Source organism: Acinetobacter lwoffii, from assembly GCF_024129355.1.
Classification (GTDB): domain Bacteria; phylum Pseudomonadota; class Gammaproteobacteria; order Pseudomonadales; family Moraxellaceae; genus Acinetobacter; species Acinetobacter lwoffii_I.
The window spans coordinates 1-16,620 of record NZ_JAMXXP010000013.1; the positions used below are offsets into that span (position 1 = coordinate 1).

Annotated in this window: 13 protein-coding genes; 8 read left to right on the forward strand and 5 right to left on the reverse strand. The window is 42.5% G+C overall.

Annotated features, from left to right (window positions below; translation table 11 throughout):
* Positions 1 to 501 precede the first annotated feature (501 nt).
* The 7 genes from NI468_RS08285 to wecB all read left to right on the forward strand — a co-directional run bounded on the left by NI468_RS08285 (position 502) and on the right by wecB (position 9,393).
* Entirely contained in the window at positions 502 to 1,602 is a 1,101-nt protein-coding gene (locus tag NI468_RS08285) for a BMP family ABC transporter substrate-binding protein (RefSeq protein WP_253101257.1), read from the forward strand.
* A gap of 119 nt (positions 1,603 to 1,721) precedes the next feature.
* Positions 1,722 to 3,323, forward strand: coding sequence for an ABC transporter ATP-binding protein (locus tag NI468_RS08290; RefSeq protein WP_253101259.1), 1,602 nt, complete (start codon positions 1,722 to 1,724; stop codon positions 3,321 to 3,323).
* Positions 3,324 to 3,363: 40 nt separating this feature from the next.
* Complete coding sequence (locus NI468_RS08295) at positions 3,364 to 4,461, forward strand: ABC transporter permease (RefSeq protein WP_253101262.1); 1,098 nt, start codon at positions 3,364 to 3,366, stop codon at positions 4,459 to 4,461.
* Between the two features lie 33 nt (positions 4,462 to 4,494).
* Entirely contained in the window at positions 4,495 to 5,415 is a 921-nt protein-coding gene (locus NI468_RS08300; RefSeq protein ID WP_004729775.1) for an ABC transporter permease, read from the forward strand.
* A 43-nt stretch (positions 5,416 to 5,458) separates the two neighbouring features.
* Complete coding sequence (locus NI468_RS08305; protein ID WP_253101265.1) at positions 5,459 to 6,832, forward strand: amidohydrolase family protein; 1,374 nt, start codon at positions 5,459 to 5,461, stop codon at positions 6,830 to 6,832.
* A 240-nt stretch (positions 6,833 to 7,072) separates the two neighbouring features.
* On the forward strand, positions 7,073 to 8,245 hold the full coding sequence (locus NI468_RS08310; RefSeq protein WP_253101268.1) for a tetratricopeptide repeat protein: 1,173 nt from the start codon (positions 7,073 to 7,075) through the stop codon (positions 8,243 to 8,245).
* 2 nt (positions 8,246 to 8,247) lie between these two features.
* Positions 8,248 to 9,393 (forward strand): non-hydrolyzing UDP-N-acetylglucosamine 2-epimerase, encoded by a 1,146-nt coding sequence (wecB, locus tag NI468_RS08315; protein ID WP_253101270.1) that lies wholly within the window; start codon positions 8,248 to 8,250, stop codon positions 9,391 to 9,393.
* Here wecB and NI468_RS08320 read toward each other — a convergent pair.
* The 5 genes from NI468_RS08320 to NI468_RS08340 are packed head-to-tail and all read right to left on the reverse strand — an operon-like array spanning position 9,390 to position 14,980.
* The gene (locus tag NI468_RS08320) at positions 9,390 to 10,265 is read right to left on the reverse strand and encodes an alpha-amylase family protein (RefSeq protein ID WP_253101274.1); all 876 of its coding nucleotides are present in this window, start codon (positions 10,263 to 10,265) and stop codon (positions 9,390 to 9,392) included. The two genes, wecB and NI468_RS08320, sit on opposite strands and share 4 nt — an antisense overlap.
* Positions 10,265 to 12,085 carry a hypothetical protein gene (locus NI468_RS08325; protein WP_338149774.1) on the reverse strand — a complete coding sequence of 607 codons (1,821 nt, stop codon included), beginning with the start codon at positions 12,083 to 12,085 and terminating at the stop codon, positions 10,265 to 10,267. The genes NI468_RS08320 and NI468_RS08325 overlap by 1 nt, the downstream gene beginning before the upstream one ends.
* Entirely contained in the window at positions 12,082 to 13,335 is a 1,254-nt protein-coding gene (locus NI468_RS08330) for a glycosyltransferase family 2 protein (protein WP_253101279.1), read from the reverse strand. The genes NI468_RS08325 and NI468_RS08330 overlap by 4 nt, the downstream gene beginning before the upstream one ends.
* Entirely contained in the window at positions 13,332 to 14,225 is an 894-nt protein-coding gene (locus NI468_RS08335; RefSeq protein WP_253101282.1) for a hypothetical protein, read from the reverse strand. The genes NI468_RS08330 and NI468_RS08335 overlap by 4 nt, the downstream gene beginning before the upstream one ends.
* The gene (locus NI468_RS08340) at positions 14,222 to 14,980 is read right to left on the reverse strand and encodes a hypothetical protein (protein ID WP_253101285.1); all 759 of its coding nucleotides are present in this window, start codon (positions 14,978 to 14,980) and stop codon (positions 14,222 to 14,224) included. Before NI468_RS08340 ends, NI468_RS08335 begins: the two co-directional genes overlap by 4 nt.
* Before the next feature lie 620 nt (positions 14,981 to 15,600).
* Between NI468_RS08340 and NI468_RS08345 the strand changes: the two genes are divergently transcribed.
* Positions 15,601 to 16,608, forward strand: a complete 1,008-nt coding sequence (locus NI468_RS08345) for a DUF1852 domain-containing protein (protein WP_253101288.1) — start codon at positions 15,601 to 15,603, stop codon at positions 16,606 to 16,608.
* Positions 16,609 to 16,620: the final 12 nt, after the last annotated feature.

The following is a 16,620-nucleotide window of genomic DNA, read 5'->3' on the forward strand; positions in this document are numbered from 1 at the left end:
TCGATTTGATAAACTGGCACGCAATTATAAATCTATGATTCGTATAGCCTGTATATTTATTTGGTGCAAAGCCAAATGAGGACACACCCTAATAGCTTATATCAAAATAATCCTATTCCCTCAATAAACCTTAATACATGGTTCTATCATCTACATCTATCTTTGCTCATGAAAAATATGAAGCTTCGATTAAAAAAAGAGTGCACAAATTTAAAGCGTTTTATTTTATCGCACTACTAATAAGCAATAATAAAAATAAATCATTTTATTAAATTAAATTTTATATCAACTACAAGCTTAGTATTTATTACTTTAATCCCATTACTTTTTAATTAAATCATAAAAACAAAAACATTTTATTTTAAAAGCCTGTTTTTATTATTTTTGATAAAAACTGGAATACTTATTGCTAATTATATCTTGAACAGACTGAGCGCATTTGAGTGAAGTCATTTTTAAAGCATGTGTTGCATGACACAGAACAACCAAGAGCAGAATAGAATGAAAGAAAAAAATAATTTGAAAACCGGATTGAAAAAATTGGTAGGGGTGTTAATGGCAAGCGGTGTAATGAGCATGGCCGCTGTCGCCAATGTTCAGGCCCAAGATAAAGCCGCATTTGTTTATATTGGCCCAACCAGTGACCATGGCTGGACCTATTCTCATGATCAAGGCAGGATTAAGGCTGAAAAAACCCTCGCAGGAAAATATAAAACCTCTTATATTGAAAATGTCCCTGAAACAGCAGATGCCGAACGTGTGATCCGCAACCTGGCACAACAAGGCAATAAAGTCATTTTTGCGACTTCATTCGGTTATATGAATGCGATGGAGAAAGTATCCAAGCAATTTCCAAATACCGTATTTATGCATGCAACCGGTTATAAGCAGGGCAAAAATTTAGGGGTATATGATGTCCGCACCTATGAAGGCGCTTATATGCTGGGTGTGGTCGCAGGGCAAAAAACCAAAAATAATGTTTTGGGTGTAGTTGCGTCTTTTCCGATTCCTGAAGTCATCCGTAATATCAATGCCTATACCCTCGGTGCACAAAGTGTAAATCCAAAAATTAAAACCAAAGTCATTTGGGTGAATTCATGGTTTAACCCGGGCAAAGAACGTGATGCAGCCTTGGCCTTGATTGCTCAAGGCGCAGATGTGCTGATGCAAAATACCGATTCTCCAGCAGTGGTACAGGCGGCTGAACAAAAAGGTGTCTTTGCTTTTGGCTGGGATTCTGACATGAGCAAATTTGGCCCTAAAGCGCATCTTGCTGCATCGGTTTTACATTGGGAAAAAATCTACACTCCAGTAATGACGCAAGTCAGCAAGAAAACCTGGAAACCAAGTGCAATGTGGTATGGCGTAAAACAAAAAGCCGTCGATATCGAAAGCTTTGGTCCTTCAGTGTCGGCAGCCTCTAAAGCAAAAGCGCTCAGCGTACGTGATGGCATTTTAAAAGGCACACTGCATCCATTTACCGGCCCGATTCATAAACAGGATGGTACATTGGTCTTGGCAAAAGGCAAGCGCCTAGATGATGCGGCACTAAGTAAAATGAATTACTACGTGAAGGGCGTAGAGGGTTCATTACCGAAATAAAGCTTTGCCATTTTGCAATTAAAAATCTTTAAACACTTTGATGTACTTTTCTGCATCCATTTGCATGCCTGACAACCATCGATGGATGCTGAATTGCTACGGCATGGAATAGGGCACTGATGATGACCTCTCAACACGATAGATCTGCTCATGCGCAAGAGTTGAATGCACGTTCTTCTTCAGGTGTACCGCGTTTACAGCTCATCAATATCTGTAAAAGTTACAATTCATTGAAAGCGAATGACCAGATACATTTAACCGTTCAACTCGGACAGATTCACGCCATCTTGGGTGAAAATGGCGCCGGCAAAAGTACCCTGATGAAAATCATTTATGGGGCAACCAAGGCCAATCAGGGACAAATCCTCTGGAACGGTAAAGAAGTTCATATTGATAACCCGTCGATGGCAAGAAAACTCGGGATTGGCATGGTCTATCAGCATTTCTCTTTATTTGAAACCTTGACCGTGGTGGAAAATATTTTGCTGGGACTGGATGAAAAGATTCATTTAAAAGTCCTCAGTCAAAAAATTATTGAAGTCTCAGAGCAATACGGCTTACCCATTGATCCACGCCGCGAAGTACATTCTTTATCGGTAGGTGAACGGCAACGCGTCGAAATTATTCGCTGCCTTTTGCAAAATCCCGCTTTAATCATTTTAGATGAACCGACTTCAGTATTGACACCACAAGCGGTACGGCAACTGTTTAAAACTTTACGGTTATTGGCCTCCCAAGGCGTTTCAATTTTATATATCAGTCATAAATTACATGAGATTAAAGAACTCTGTGATGAAGCGACCATCTTACGCAATGGCCGTGTGACCGGAAATGTTGATCCCAAAGACAACAGCACCAGTGATTTAGCACGCTTAATGATTGGCCGTGATTTACCGACTTATGTACGCCCAGAATATACCGGTGAAAAACAGGTGCTATTCCAGGTCGAGAATCTGGATTACCAGTCCGATGACCCATTTGGCGTGTCGCTGAAAAATATCAATTTAGATATTCAAGCCGGAGAAATTGTCGGTATTGCCGGGATTTCTGGCAATGGTCAAGCAGAACTGCTGTCTTTGCTGTCGGGTGAAAACAGCCTGAAACATGGCCAGATGGTTCTGGATCAAATCGATATTTCCCGATTCAGTTCTGGACAACGGCGTGATTTGGGCCTGGGCTTTGTCCCTGAAGAACGTCTGGGCCGAGGAGCAGTCCCGAACATGACACTGTCCCAGAATGCCTTGCTGACCGCATTTCGGCAGAACCTGACGCAATGGGGATTAATCAAGTTTGCACAATGTAAGCTTTTTGCCGAGCACTGTATTGAAAAATTCGGGGTGAAAGCCAGTGGCCCAGAGGCAGAAGCACGTTCCTTGTCCGGTGGAAATCTACAAAAATTTATTGTAGGCCGGGAAATTCTGCAAAACCCCAAATTTCTGATTGTGGCTCAACCGACCTGGGGCGTAGATGTCGGCGCGTCCATGTTTATTCGGCAGACCCTGATCGACCTCTCTCGACAAGGTGTTGCTATTTTGGTGATTTCAGAAGAGTTAGAGGAGCTGTTTGAAATCAGTGATCGTCTCTGCGTTTTGGCCAATGGTGAACTATCTCCAGCGATACCTACTCATGAAACCAATACTGAAAATGTTGGAATCTTGATGTCAGGCATTCCAGGCCATGACACTGCGATCATCGTAGAGGAGCAGCAAGCTCATGCTTAATATAGCCAAAAACAAATATACGGGTTGAGAGGAAAGCGACATGCATTTACTGGAACCGCGTGAACATCCATCTCAAATCATGAAGTGGCTTTCACCACTCATTGCGCTGCTGGCCATGCTGATTGTCGGGAGTATTCTGTTTTTAATGCTGGGGATTAATCCCGCGCAAGCCATGTACATCTTCTTTATTGAACCGCTGACATCTTCTTATGGCTGGAGTGAACTGGCAGTGAAAGCCGGGCCTCTGATTCTGATTGCCTTGGGGCTGGCGGTGGGATTTCGAGCCAAATTATTCAATATCGGTGCTGAAGGTCAGCTCACCATGGGCGCGATTTTTGGCGGTGGTATTGCGATTTTATTTCACGACCAAATTGGCTGGTGGATTCTCCCGTTAATGATTGTCATGGGCGCACTTGGTGGGGCACTCTGGGGCGCAATTCCTGCCTTACTGAAAACCCATTTTAATGCCGAAGAAACCCTGACCACCCTGATGATGAATTATGTCGCAGTATGTGTGTTGCTATACCTGGTCAATGGTCCTTGGCGTGATCCGGAAGGGATGAACTTCCCACAATCGGTGGTTTTTAGTGAGAGTGCGACGCTGCCATTCATTGTAGAAGGCACACGCATTAATGCCTCTATTTTTATCACTTTTTTTGCAGTCCTTCTGTTTTGGGTTTTTATGCGTAAAAGTCTGACGGCCTATAAACTGGAAGTCAGCGGTCAGGCACCTTTAGCTGCCAAATACGCAGGTTTTTCTTCCTCCAAAGCGATCTGGATGAGTCTGGTGATTTCCGGAATGATGGCAGGTATTGCCGGAATCTGTGAAGTGGCTGGACCTATTGGTCAGCTGAATCCGAACCTGTCCTCAGGTTATGGCTATGCGGCGATTATCGTGGCCTATCTAGGGCGTTTAAACCCCATCGGTATTGTGCTGTCAGGCTGTTTTATGGCGCTGATTTATCTGGGCGGCGAAATGGCACAAATGCAGTTGCAGCTTCCGGTCGCGATTACCGGTATTTTCCAGGGCCTGCTGTTATTTTTCCTGTTGGCTTCCGATGCATTAATTGAAAACCGTTACCGGTTTAGCAAAAAAATGGTGCCACCGGTCCCTCAGTCCACAGCAACCACCCTCTAACCCAATGTTGTCTACAGCAAAAGGAAGCATGATATGGCTTTAGAAATAACTGCAATTCTTGCAGGTACTGTTGCAGCAGCAACACCACTGATTTTCGCAGGTCTGGGGGAATTGGTCACACAGCGGACAGGTGTGATTAATCTTGGAGTAGAAGGGATGATGCTGGTCGGTGCAATTGCAGGTTTTGCTTTTGCTGCGCAATATGATGCCAGTGTATTAAGTGCCTTATTGATGGGTGGTCTGGCAGGCATGCTGATGGCCCTGATTTTTGCCTTTTTTACCTTGTCTTTAAGTACCAATCAATCCGCGTGCGGTTTGGCTTTAACCATTTTTGGACTCGGTATCTCTGCATTTTTGGGACAGAACTACGTCAGTATGGCTTTACCGGGTCTGGCTAATTTTAATATTCCACTATTAGCGGATATTCCAGTATTGGGTCCGATTTTGTTCCAGCAAAACTATGTGGTTTATCTGTCAATCTTGGTCTTCTTTCTGGTGTGGTTTGTCTTGGCCAAAACCCGTTTGGGCTTATTGCTTAAAGCAGTCGGAGAATCACCGGAAAGTGCGCATGCCATGGGTTATCACGTGTTGGCGATTCGTTATGGCGCAGTGCTATTTGGCGGTTTGATGGCAGGGGTTGGCGGAGCATTTTTATCGACCGTATATACCCCGATGTGGATTGAAAATATGGTGGCAGGCCGCGGCTGGATTGCCATTGCACTGGTAGTATTTGCGGTGTGGAAACCAACACGTTTAATGCTCGGCGCTTACCTGTTTGGGGGCGTAACCATTTTGCAATTTCACGCCCAGGCGCTTGGAATCAAGGTGCCGAACGAGCTGCTTGCCGCATTGCCCTATATAGCCACCATTGTGGTACTGGTCATGATTTCACGGAATAAAAAAGTACTCAAAATGAATTTGCCATCTTCTTTAGGCAAAACCTTCGTGCCATAACCGCAGCCATTCATCATAAATAGAATAGATTTGAGTATAAATCATGAAAATTTTAACAGCTTCTTATGTCCTGACCATGAATGCGCAGAATGAATGTATTAAAAATGGCGCGATACTGATTGAGGGCGACCAAATAAAAGCAGTGGGTACATTGGCACAGTTAACTCAATGCTATCCAGAGGTGCTCATTGAAGATTACCCACAAAAGATCCTGATGCCGGGCTTGATCAATACCCATTGTCATTCCGGTTTATTGCGTGGCACGGCAGAAGGGTTACCGGTTTGGGATTGGTTACAGCAGTATATTGACCCGATGCACCGGGTGTTGACACCAGAGGATGCGAAAATTGCCTCTTATTTGTGTTATGCCGAGGCACTTTTGTCGGGAACCACCACTATTGTCGATATGTGGCGTTATATGGAGGGTAGTGCGGAGGCAGCAAAAGCCTTAGGAATTCGTGCCGTTCTAGTACCTTATGTCGCGGAACATCCGGATCACAATTATTTTGAAACCTTAAAAAGTAATGAGGCTTTAATCAACCGTTGGCATCAGCAGGCGAATGGACGTATTCAGGTTTGGGTGGGTTTAGAGCACCTGTTTTATGCGGAAGCTTCAGCATTAAGCCTCATTGAGAAACTTTGTCAGGACTATCAAACCGGTTTTCATACCCACAGTAATGAAAGCCAATTTGATGTACAGGAAAACCTGCGCCGCTCAGGCATTCGCCCGATTGAAAGTCTGCAAAAACTGGGCTTGCTAGATCTGCCTAAAACCCTGTTGGCACATTGCGTCTGGGCAGATGCAAATGAAATTCAGATTTTAAGGCGACATGCGGTCGGTGTCGCCCATAATCCGATTTCCAATATGAAATTGGCCTCCGGTGCAGCGCCTGTGGTTGAAATGCTACGTCAAGGCGTTGCGGTGGGTCTGGGTACGGACGGCGAAAAAGAAAACAATAATCTGGATCTATTTGAAGAAATGAAAACAGCATCATTATTGGCGAAGTTCTCGAATTTAGATGCGGCTGCTCTGGATGCCTGGTCAGTCTGTCAAATGGCTACGATTACAGGAGCTAAAGCTTTGGGTATGCAAGATGAAATTGGTTCATTGGAAGTCGGCAAACAAGCAGACCTGATTGCAGTTAGATTGGATACACCGCGGATGACGCCGTTGATTGATCATGGAAAATTATTTAATTTGCATACCAATTTAGTCCATGCAGTTCAAGGCCAAGATGTGGTCATGACGATGGTGGCGGGACAGACTGTGGTTAAAAATGGCCGTTTGATCAATGCCGATTTACAGGCTTTGATCGATCAGGTCAATCAAGCGACACCACGCTTATTTGAGCGTCGTAATCAGTGGTTTGCCAAGCAGGGGCAAACGGTGAATGAATTACAGCGGGAAGAATCTTGAGGTCTCAGTGACAGTTGAGGTTATCTATTGATAATGGGACGACTTTTATCGTGATTAGCTACGTTAAAGCTAAGATAGCCATTTATTAAAGGAATATTTAAAAAAAAATAAGGCTAAATTTTTAATTAAGTTACTTTTTATAAAGAATATATAGATTTTAGTAACCGAGCTTAACTGACGAGAAATGGAAAAATAAATAAATGCTATAGTGATATAGAATATTCAATATATCTCATTAAAATGAAAAAATTAAACGTATTGTCAAGTACTTGCCTATTTCTCTTGAGTATTCCCATTCAAGCAGAGACCCTTCCTGAAACTTATATATTATGGGAACAATATTACCAAGTTGAACAAAAGGATCTCGAACAGGCAACCCAACTTTTACAGCAGATTAGTCAAAAATCACCGCGAGATCCAAAGGTCTGGAAAACTTGGACATATCTGGAAATGCGCAAAAATAATAATACCGAAGCTTTAATTTATATTGATCGAACTCTTGAATTAACGCCAGATGATGAACAATTGTTGTTGCAAAAAGCCTATCTGTTGAATGCTGCTCAGCGTAATCCCGAAGCTTTAGAAATATTTAAAAAACTACAAAGTTCCTCAAATCCTGAAACTGCAGCAAAAGCCCAACAGGCAGTACTCAATTTAAGTGGAACAACAAGTGGTCAGACTAGAAATACCTTTGCCGATATCTATTTTTCTCCTTCTTTTGAAGGACGTTATGACACGGCCATCTTACCCTTGAAGCTCCGTTATGGACGTTATTGGGGAGAAAAAAACCGTGGCCAGATTTATGGCTTTGCCAGCATTAACAGGGATACCCAATCTACCGGCGGTGCACGACCTGAGATTATTGACCAGAATGCAGCCATTGTCGGTGTTGGAACAAATTACCGTCCTTGGGAATGGCCGCTCTATCTATATCTGGAACTCGGCGGAAGTTATGATCTAATCGATTTAAACCGAGACAAATTCAGGGAAAGTATTAATTTTGGTTTGACCAGTTATCAGGAATGGTATTGGCATGATTCCGAAACCAGTCATAGTCCGGTTACCCAGAAGACTCAGTATTTTGCCGAACTGTATGGCAATGCAGCGAGCTATTCACGTGAAGATTATAATGTAATTGGCGACCTGCGCTTGCGTACCGGTTGGAACTTTAACCGGGATCATCTAGGCAATATCCAGACTTATCTGAAGCTACATACGATTAATGACTCCAATAACGAGTTTTATAACAACCTGGCAGAGCTGGGACCGGGTATAGCCTGGCAACCTGTAGACTTCCCGGTCAAGCTACGTATTGAACAGATGTATGGCAAATATGTAAATGGGGCACCTGAGTCTGGAAAAAGAACTTTTGATAATACCCGAGTGGAACTGACTTATTACTGGAGCTTTTAACCATGCCGATTGATCTTTCTTTTATTTTTGGTACTCGCCCTGAACTGATTAAATTAGCACCAGTCATCTTAAAAGCCCAGCAGGATTCACGATTTAGAGTCAGTGTGGTATTTACCGGTCAGCATCTGGAATTGGTACAGGATGCGATCGAGTTTTTCCAAATCAAGATTGATCATCATCTGCAAATCATGCAACCTGGCAAAAGTCTAAATATTCTATTAAGCAAGGCATTGACCGAACTCGATCAAGTATATCGTGACATGCCGAAATGTGATGTAATTATAGTGCAAGGGGATACCACCACTGTACTTGCAGGTGCTCTGGTGGCCTTTAACCTGAATATTCATCTGGCGCATGTTGAAGCCGGATTACGCTCTTTTGATCTGATGCATCCATTTCCGGAAGAAGGTAACCGACAACTGGTTTCCCGCTTGGCCCAGTGGCATTTTGCACCGACCCGACGTTCTGCAGAAAATTTGCGTCAGGAAAATATTCGAGACCAGCAGATTTTTATTACCGGTAATACCGTGGTTGATGCTATTTATCATGCCCGTGATTTAATGCAATCTTCTTCTCAGCAGTCTCAGCAAAGGTTAGAGCGAATGGGGCTGAAATTAAGTGAACAAGATAAACTGGTCTTGCTGACCGCGCATCGACGGGAAAATTTTGGTGAAGGTATTCAAAATATCTGTGCCGCCATCCATACACTATGTCGCCGTTATCCAGAGCTGCATTTTGCCTGGCCTGTGCATCTCAATCCACAGGTATATAAAATTGCCTATCGCGAGTTTCTGGATCATCCGCAGGTACATTTGTTAAAACCTCTGGATTATCCGGACTTACTGGCTGTTTTAGGTGCAGCCTATTTTATTATGACTGATTCAGGCGGTATTCAGGAAGAAAGCCCCACCTATCAAAAACCGGTGCTCATACTGCGGGATGTAACTGAACGCCCGGAAGTGGTTGAAGCAGGTTGTGGAATACTGGTCGGTACCGACCAAGCCAAAATCGTACAAGAGTTTTCTCGTCTAATGGATGATTCAGCCTATTATCGACAACATGCAGAAGTCGAAAATCCATTTGGTGATGGTCATGCTTCGGAACGTATTTTAGAACAGATGCTGCAAGATTTAACAGTCAGAGCTTAGTAATTGATTTTCATCCACAAATAAAGCCAGAGCACACTGGCTTTATTTAAATAATGTGGACCATCAAAAATATAGACACGCTCGCCAGCATAAGCTTTCAACTGTTTTGCAATTTCCCAAGGATAAGCTGCACGAAAGCCGCCTCCCGGTTTAGGCCGGAAAGCTTCGAGAATAATCACAACTCTTTTGTCACCAACCTGATGTTTAAGGTTTTGATAAATCACCGCCGCTTCTTCGGGGCTGCGCGTGCCTACACCGACGCCATCCTGAAAAAAGACTTGGGCATTATCAGGTAACCAGCTTTCAAGCCAGTAATGTAAAAACCGTGATTTTCGGTCTGCACTATAAATACTGATCCAGACCGGTCGTTGGAACTCGGCAACATAACGCGCCATATTGGCAACTCCATGCCAGCTTGGGTCAGCTTCTACAGGAAAATAATAAGCAGCAGGCTGAACTGGAAGAGAAGTTTTAATAATCTGTTGGGATTGTAAAAAGAGCTGGTCAATATTTTCACGTGCCACAGGTTCCTGAAAAATGCCTGCCAGACCTAAGATAACCTGCTTGGACCAGGGTTGTTCGGCAATCGTATTCCAGTCCGGCTGATGTTGCCATTGGGCTCCGGAGATTTCTTTAAAAAAGGAGCGTCCGTCTACAATACTCCATTGAGTGACCAGCGTATCGATGCCTAATAAGTGCCAGTTACCGGAGGCGTGACTCATCTGGTCAACCTGCCAGAAAATACCCTCAATTTTAGGCGCTGTTACCGCTTTAGCATCTGCACGTGCCATAAAAAACGCAGAGCCAGTAAAAGCTAAGGTAGGAAGTGCCAGTAACACCAGTAAGCCTAAAATCAGGTATTTTTTCATCATTATTCTTCTTTGGTTTTTTGTGCCTTACGAGTTCTGCGCCAGAACAGCAGCCCTATAATAAGCGCAGCAACAATCACAAGAATAATAGCAATAGTTCGCATGGAAATCTGTTCAATTATCGGGGTTTCTGCTTTTTCTATAGCGGTTTGACTAAGTACGGTAATTTGTCCTTGGGCAGAAATAAACAAGGCCGCAGTATTGTTCGGGATTTTCTGCTGGATTTGCGGCCAGAAGCGGGCAAAATTTTCTACCCCGAGGTTGTTGTCGCTATAAATCCAGAAATTCCCGTTTCTGACGGTGATCAAACTACCATTTGCCGTAGTAGGTAAGTAAAGAATCTGACTGTATTCTTGCAATTCAGATTGATAACGCTGGGCATTCAGCAGGATATTAATGGTTTTAGGTGTACTTGGATTCAGCTGGGTGATATTCAGACCAATTGGATCATTACTGAGCAGCATGTTCTTGGCAACTTGAGCCAGGCTGATCGCGATGGGGGTGGCTATAGGCGTATTCATGGCAATTTCAGGAGTCTTGTCAAAAACTGTAGACAGGCTGATGACTCCCTGTTTCATCTGGTAAGGCAGACTAAGCCTGGATTTTTTAGCATCAATCCATAATGCATTACCCGCATTAGGTAGACAATTATTGCTATTTAACTGGTTATTACTCACCGTCATGTTAAAGCTGTTGGTATAGGGATAATCTGCACCTACAAATTCAAACTGCCGCTCAACCGGGCTGGAATCCAGTTTTGCCAGACTGGTACTACCTGCGAGTACTTCATTGAGCCAAACCTGTAAGGTCGAGCCTTGTAAGAGTCCGCTTTGCGAACGGAAATTAAGCTGACCCTTTAAAATATCCGTAGCTTCCCAAACAGCAGGAAAGACCAGTGAAATATTTTTGGGAGTATTGTCTAGTTTGAAATCGGAAATGCCCAGATCAGCCAAGCTTTCAAAACGGCGTACACTGGCCCAGTTTGGTCGTGCGACAGGGCCATTTAAACTCGCTGTTGCAGTATTTAGTTGTGCCAGATATTGCTGATTGAGCAGGGCATTGACGGCCATCAATAATTGGGATTCTGAAGAGTATTCAATCGTCAGGCTTGGTACCTGGTTAACCTGATTTAGACTCATCCGTGCTGCGGGTAATTTTGCGGCCGAACGCTGAATATTGATCATGAAATCAGGTGCTGATTCAGGAGTGGTATTTAGCCGCCATTGCACAGGTGTCGCAAAATTCCAGGCAGTTGCCAGCCTACTCATCATGGTGGCTTCCAGGAAATTTGCCGTATTAAAACCTAGCAGTGCCTGTACCGGTTCTGAGCGGTTCAATTGGCTATTGAACAGGACATCCGGGAGTTGATTCAGCTGCATGCTGTTACGCTGCGATTGGTAACTCAGATTTGGTTGAGTCAAGGTAGTCAGTAAATTGCTTGATTCAAGACAAATATTGGCAGTACTTTGTCCAGGTCCTGGTTTTTGTAAAATACTGATATCCAGCCGATGAAAACCGCTGTCGGCAGGGGGGAGGCTAAAATTTAATGTGCCTTTACCACTCAAATTTTGTTGATGAATCAGCTGATTGTCATACCGGACAATCACTGTACTGCTACCCTGTACATCGAACTGACTGCTGAACTGGACATCCTGCCAGCTTTCACCTTTTCCAACATAAAAAAAGTAAGGTGCAGTTTGCTCTACATGCCGTGCAACTACATCATCAAGCTTCCAGGTGGCCGCATAGAGAGGTGCACTAGACAATGCCAAGATAAGTGAAGACATTAATCTCAAAGGAGCTGTTTTTATGTGCATGATCATTTTTTTTCCTTCTTTCGTTCTGTCTTGTACCAAGTAATTCCCTCACCCTTGATTTTGCCTTTTAACATGTCCCAGGCGGCTTTAAAGACAATCAGGAGAAATACTTGTGAATAGGAGAAATAAGCGATAAAGGCATAGAAGTAAAATCGTTTAGGCACTTCTTTTTCCAGACTGAGGGTAAACCAGATCTGGACCAGATAAAGAATAAAGGCCAAGATGAAAAGCAAGGTAAAAGGACCGGGAATTGTAGTGCCATCAATACCGAGTAGACCAACCACCAGCGTCATATGACTTAAGAAGAGGGCTGGCACAAAAATGATGTAACACATAATATTGTTGCCGATTTCCATTCCGATTGGAAAAGGATGCCGGAGCGCTGTTCTTAAATATTTACGGGTTACATAAAAGTTACCTTGAGTCCAACGTGAGCGTTGTTTGATAAAAATATTCAGGTCACCCGGATCCTGTTGCCAGCCTACGGCATAAGGCACCCATTTAATCCGTTTATGTCCCAGAAAAATCCGGTAACTCATTTCGGTGTCATCGACCAAGGATTTTTCGTCAAATCCGCCTAGAATATCGAGTGCATCTCGCCAGATCACATAATTGGTTCCCATTAGGGTGGAAAGACGGAAACGCAGCCAGCGTCCACCCTGAAAAATCCACTGGAAATAGATAAACTCGATAGCGATAAAGGTACTAAGGGGGCTGTCTTTCCAGTTGCGGGTACGAACTTTGCCATTCACTGCGACCAGACTAGAATCTGCCAGCAAGGTCTGGGCAATCAGCCGTACACAATCCGGCTCTGGCGTACTGTCCGCATCATAAACCGCAATCAATTCTCCGCGGGCGTGTTTGAGTCCGTTATTCAAAGTTCTGGATTTACCTTTACCGCCTTGACCTTTAGGCACATTGATGACCCGAATGACTGGAAATTCGGCTGCCATACGATCGGCAATTTCCTGGGTATTGTCTTTGGAGGCATCATTAATCAGCAGTACTTCATAGCTTTCAGCCGGATAATCCTGTGCAGCTAGAGAGCGTAAGGTATCTTCAATCACCAGTGCTTCGTTATATGCCGGCACCAGCACACTCAGCATGGGCCAACGTTCAGGTATTGGTAAATTGGTCAGTTCCTGACTGGCTCGAATCGAATAACGCCAGGCAGAAAAGCTGAGCCAGGCCCAAAAGGCCTGTGGAATCCAGATCCCGATAAAGCCGGTAATAAACAGAATATCGATCATGCTCATGATTTTTTGAACCTCCGCCATAACATGGTGATCAGGAGGATGAGCATTAAGATAACGATCACAACAACGGATGCCCAGGAAGTTGAGGTACCCCAGAAGCTTAATAAATTAGGGTAATGGGTCGAGAGCACCAGGTGTAATGGCAAGATGATGATTCCTGCTGAGAGCAAGATATAGCCGAGTGGATTGGTATGCACCCGGTTCAGTTGGCTGTCAAAGCGTGTATTTAAAAATGTCCAGGAAATTCCCAATTCAGGATAAGCAATCTCACTTTCGGCAAGTGGCACCTCAGGATTCAGGATAATTCCGGTACCATTGAAAGCAGTTTGTGGGTAGGCGGTGTAAAATTGTTGCTGACCAGATTGAATTAAACGGGCGGGTAAAGGCAGTTGTCCTGGATTGGCCTGAACAATGTAAAGTCCCGCAGGTAAAGTTTTGAGATTCGGATTCCAGCCATCCTGTATATAGGCAGCCATGGGACGTAGACCTGCACTGGTGGCGAGGGTCGCAAGTCCGCGAAAACGCTTTGGTTCAATACTGCTTAGATCAAGAATCGGGATAGCACCTTCCGAAACCTCCTGTTTGATCTGAAAGTAGATTGACGGTTTCATGAAATTTTCAGGAATGATTAAACCCGGTTTAATAGCCTGATTTTTCATGTTTTGATAAGTTTCGTAATGTATTTGATCAAAGCTAAATATCGGCCATAACTTCCTAGGAGCTGGGAAATAGGCTGGAATTTGCTTAATATCTGAGGAATCTTGCTGCTGAACCGGATCGGCTGTTTTAAGCTCACATTGATAATATTGTTGATAGTAAGAACTCAGTACCGGGTCAGGCAGTGTATTGACTGAAACGATCAGACCGCAGACATGCAAAAAATGACTCATAGGCGTTCCTCCAAGGAGGGTCGGCCCTGATGATGGGGTAAATGAGTAATCTCTGTTTTAATCAGTTCAATCTGTTTGATTTTTTCAATCAGTTGTTTGGAAATAGTAGATTCTCGATCGGCAATCGTAATTACGCGCAAGACCGAGAGCCGGCTATCAGTAAAGGAAAAGTGAGGAACTTCAAACTTATTTTCCAGCACATGGATAATTTTTTGTTGCAACAGTTTTAGTTCATCCACCTGCAACATATCTCTTAATAAACTGTGGTTGGTAATTTCTATATAAATTTCATCGTATTGAGGAATCAGATTCAGATTTAACATATCCTGAACTTGAGTTTGGGTATAGAAATAAGTACTGATAGGTAATGTTTTATGGGTCAGATTTTTACGATAAGTATCCAGTAAATTGTCGGTTTGCATGTTGGTCGACATCATTTCATAGTAAATACTAAGTAGAAGTGGCGCTACAGGTAGAATAAAAAGCTGCAAGAAGCGAGTATTGATATCCATGCTGTCAGCCTGGACATTAAATAAAATATAAATAAAAAGAATAATAAAAATGACAATACTTAGTACAACGGACTGAACTACATTTAAAAAGCGGCCTAGCAGAATAAAGCCAATTAGAAGAATCCAGCTTCCGACCAGTTCTGTACGTACCCATTCATAGCCAATTAGTCCTATAAATATAACTATGACCATGGGCAAAAAGGTAATGGTTTGATTTGTTCTGACCAGCCAGTTTTTTTTCATTAAAATTACTTTTTAAGGAGTCTAATAATATAAAAGTGTTAGTTTCCAATTAAATTATTACATAAAGAATTGTAAAGAAATTGTGTAAAAAAGATGCGATATTATATTTAAGAAAATTTAATTTGTTTAATTTAGAAATAAAGAAGATATTATTCAATGTCTTTTAAAGTAGCCAATTTTAAGATTAAAATTTGTCCGATACGAATAAGTAGAATGTTTAAACCTTGATATCTAACAATTAGATTTGAAATCACACACAGTGAATAGACTGATATTTTCTAATCTTTAGATGAGTTTCATTCATTCACTTCTAAATTGCATCTAATAAGCTATAAAACCATTCTTTGAATTTACCCCTCAATTTCATCCACTTAATATTCGATAGAATTTATCTTAAGTTATTAATATTCATTATTTTATCATCTATTAAACCCTAAAATTACATAGAAAAAATCTGTCATATTTTTCTTTATTAAGTGATCTTGATATCTTAAGAACAACCAAGAATGAATAAGATTCACTTTTCATTGAGTTTAAATCAGTTTTATTCATCTTAACGTTCACGTATAACTAGGCTTATTCAGAAATTTGGTTATTAGAACTTAGGGTAGTGAATCACAATGAGTAAAAAGTTTGCATGTTCAATTAAGCGCATTCGTTTTGACGAAAACTATCAACCTGCAGATAGCACACGTCTGACGACGAACTTTGCCAATTTGGCGCGTGGCGAAAGTCGCGAACAGAATTTGCGTAACACTCTACAAATGATCAATAACCGTTTTAATGCATTGGCACATTGGGATAATCCAAAAGCAGATCGTTATTCAGTTGAAATCGACATTATTTCAGTTGACCTGGATGTTGAAGGAAATGGTAAAACATTCCCTGCAATTGAAACTTTAAAAATCACGTTTATTGATCATCAAACCAATCAGCGTATTGATGGCATGATTGGCAACAGTTTCTCGTCTTATGTCCGCGATTATGATTTTAGCGTGGTACTTCCTGAACATATCAAGAAAAATCCAACATCGACCAAGCCAGAAAATTTTGGTGATTTACATGGCAAGCTTTATCAATATCTCGTCAATTCTGAAGTATTTAAAGCAGAATTTAAAAAACAGCCGGTGATTTGTTTGAGCGTTTCAACCTCGAAAACCTATTACCGTACCGCGAATGTGCATCCTGTATTGGGTATAGAATATAAAAATGATGAGCATTCACGAACCGATGAATACTTCGCAAAAATGGGCTTAACCGTCCGTTATTTCAAACCTGAAAATGGTGCTGCACCTTTAGCATTTTATTTCGCAGGTGACTTATTATGTGATTATACCGATCTGGAGTTGATCAGTGCGATCAGCACCATGGAAAGCTTCCAAAAGATTTATCGTCCTGAAATTTATAATGCGAATTCTGCTGCGGGTCAGGTGTATCAACCCAGCCTTGAGTATCCAGATTATTCATTGACTCAAATTGTGTATGACCGTATTGAGCGTGGTCAGTTGGCAGTGAAGCAAGCGAAGTGGACGGAAGAACACTTTATCAAACCTTATAAAGACATTCTGGAGCAATGGGCTGCAGAGTTCACAATCAAAACTACTGCTGACCAAGAACGCGCTGCTTAATACACCACATTA

Coding starts and splice junctions, on each gene's coding strand:
- NI468_RS08285 (WP_253101257.1), top strand. CDS start 502: ATGAAAGAAAAAAATAATTTGAAAACCGGATTGAAAAAATTGGTAGGG.
- NI468_RS08290 (WP_253101259.1), top strand. CDS start 1,722: ATGATGACCTCTCAACACGATAGATCTGCTCATGCGCAAGAGTTGAAT.
- NI468_RS08295 (WP_253101262.1), top strand. CDS start 3,364: ATGCATTTACTGGAACCGCGTGAACATCCATCTCAAATCATGAAGTGG.
- NI468_RS08300 (WP_004729775.1), top strand. CDS start 4,495: ATGGCTTTAGAAATAACTGCAATTCTTGCAGGTACTGTTGCAGCAGCA.
- NI468_RS08305 (WP_253101265.1), top strand. CDS start 5,459: ATGAAAATTTTAACAGCTTCTTATGTCCTGACCATGAATGCGCAGAAT.
- NI468_RS08310 (WP_253101268.1), top strand. CDS start 7,073: ATGAAAAAATTAAACGTATTGTCAAGTACTTGCCTATTTCTCTTGAGT.
- wecB (WP_253101270.1), top strand. CDS start 8,248: ATGCCGATTGATCTTTCTTTTATTTTTGGTACTCGCCCTGAACTGATT.
- NI468_RS08320 (WP_253101274.1), bottom strand. CDS start 10,265: ATGATGAAAAAATACCTGATTTTAGGCTTACTGGTGTTACTGGCACTT.
- NI468_RS08325 (WP_338149774.1), bottom strand. CDS start 12,085: ATGATCATGCACATAAAAACAGCTCCTTTGAGATTAATGTCTTCACTT.
- NI468_RS08330 (WP_253101279.1), bottom strand. CDS start 13,335: ATGAGCATGATCGATATTCTGTTTATTACCGGCTTTATCGGGATCTGG.
- NI468_RS08335 (WP_253101282.1), bottom strand. CDS start 14,225: ATGAGTCATTTTTTGCATGTCTGCGGTCTGATCGTTTCAGTCAATACA.
- NI468_RS08340 (WP_253101285.1), bottom strand. CDS start 14,980: ATGAAAAAAAACTGGCTGGTCAGAACAAATCAAACCATTACCTTTTTG.
- NI468_RS08345 (WP_253101288.1), top strand. CDS start 15,601: ATGAGTAAAAAGTTTGCATGTTCAATTAAGCGCATTCGTTTTGACGAA.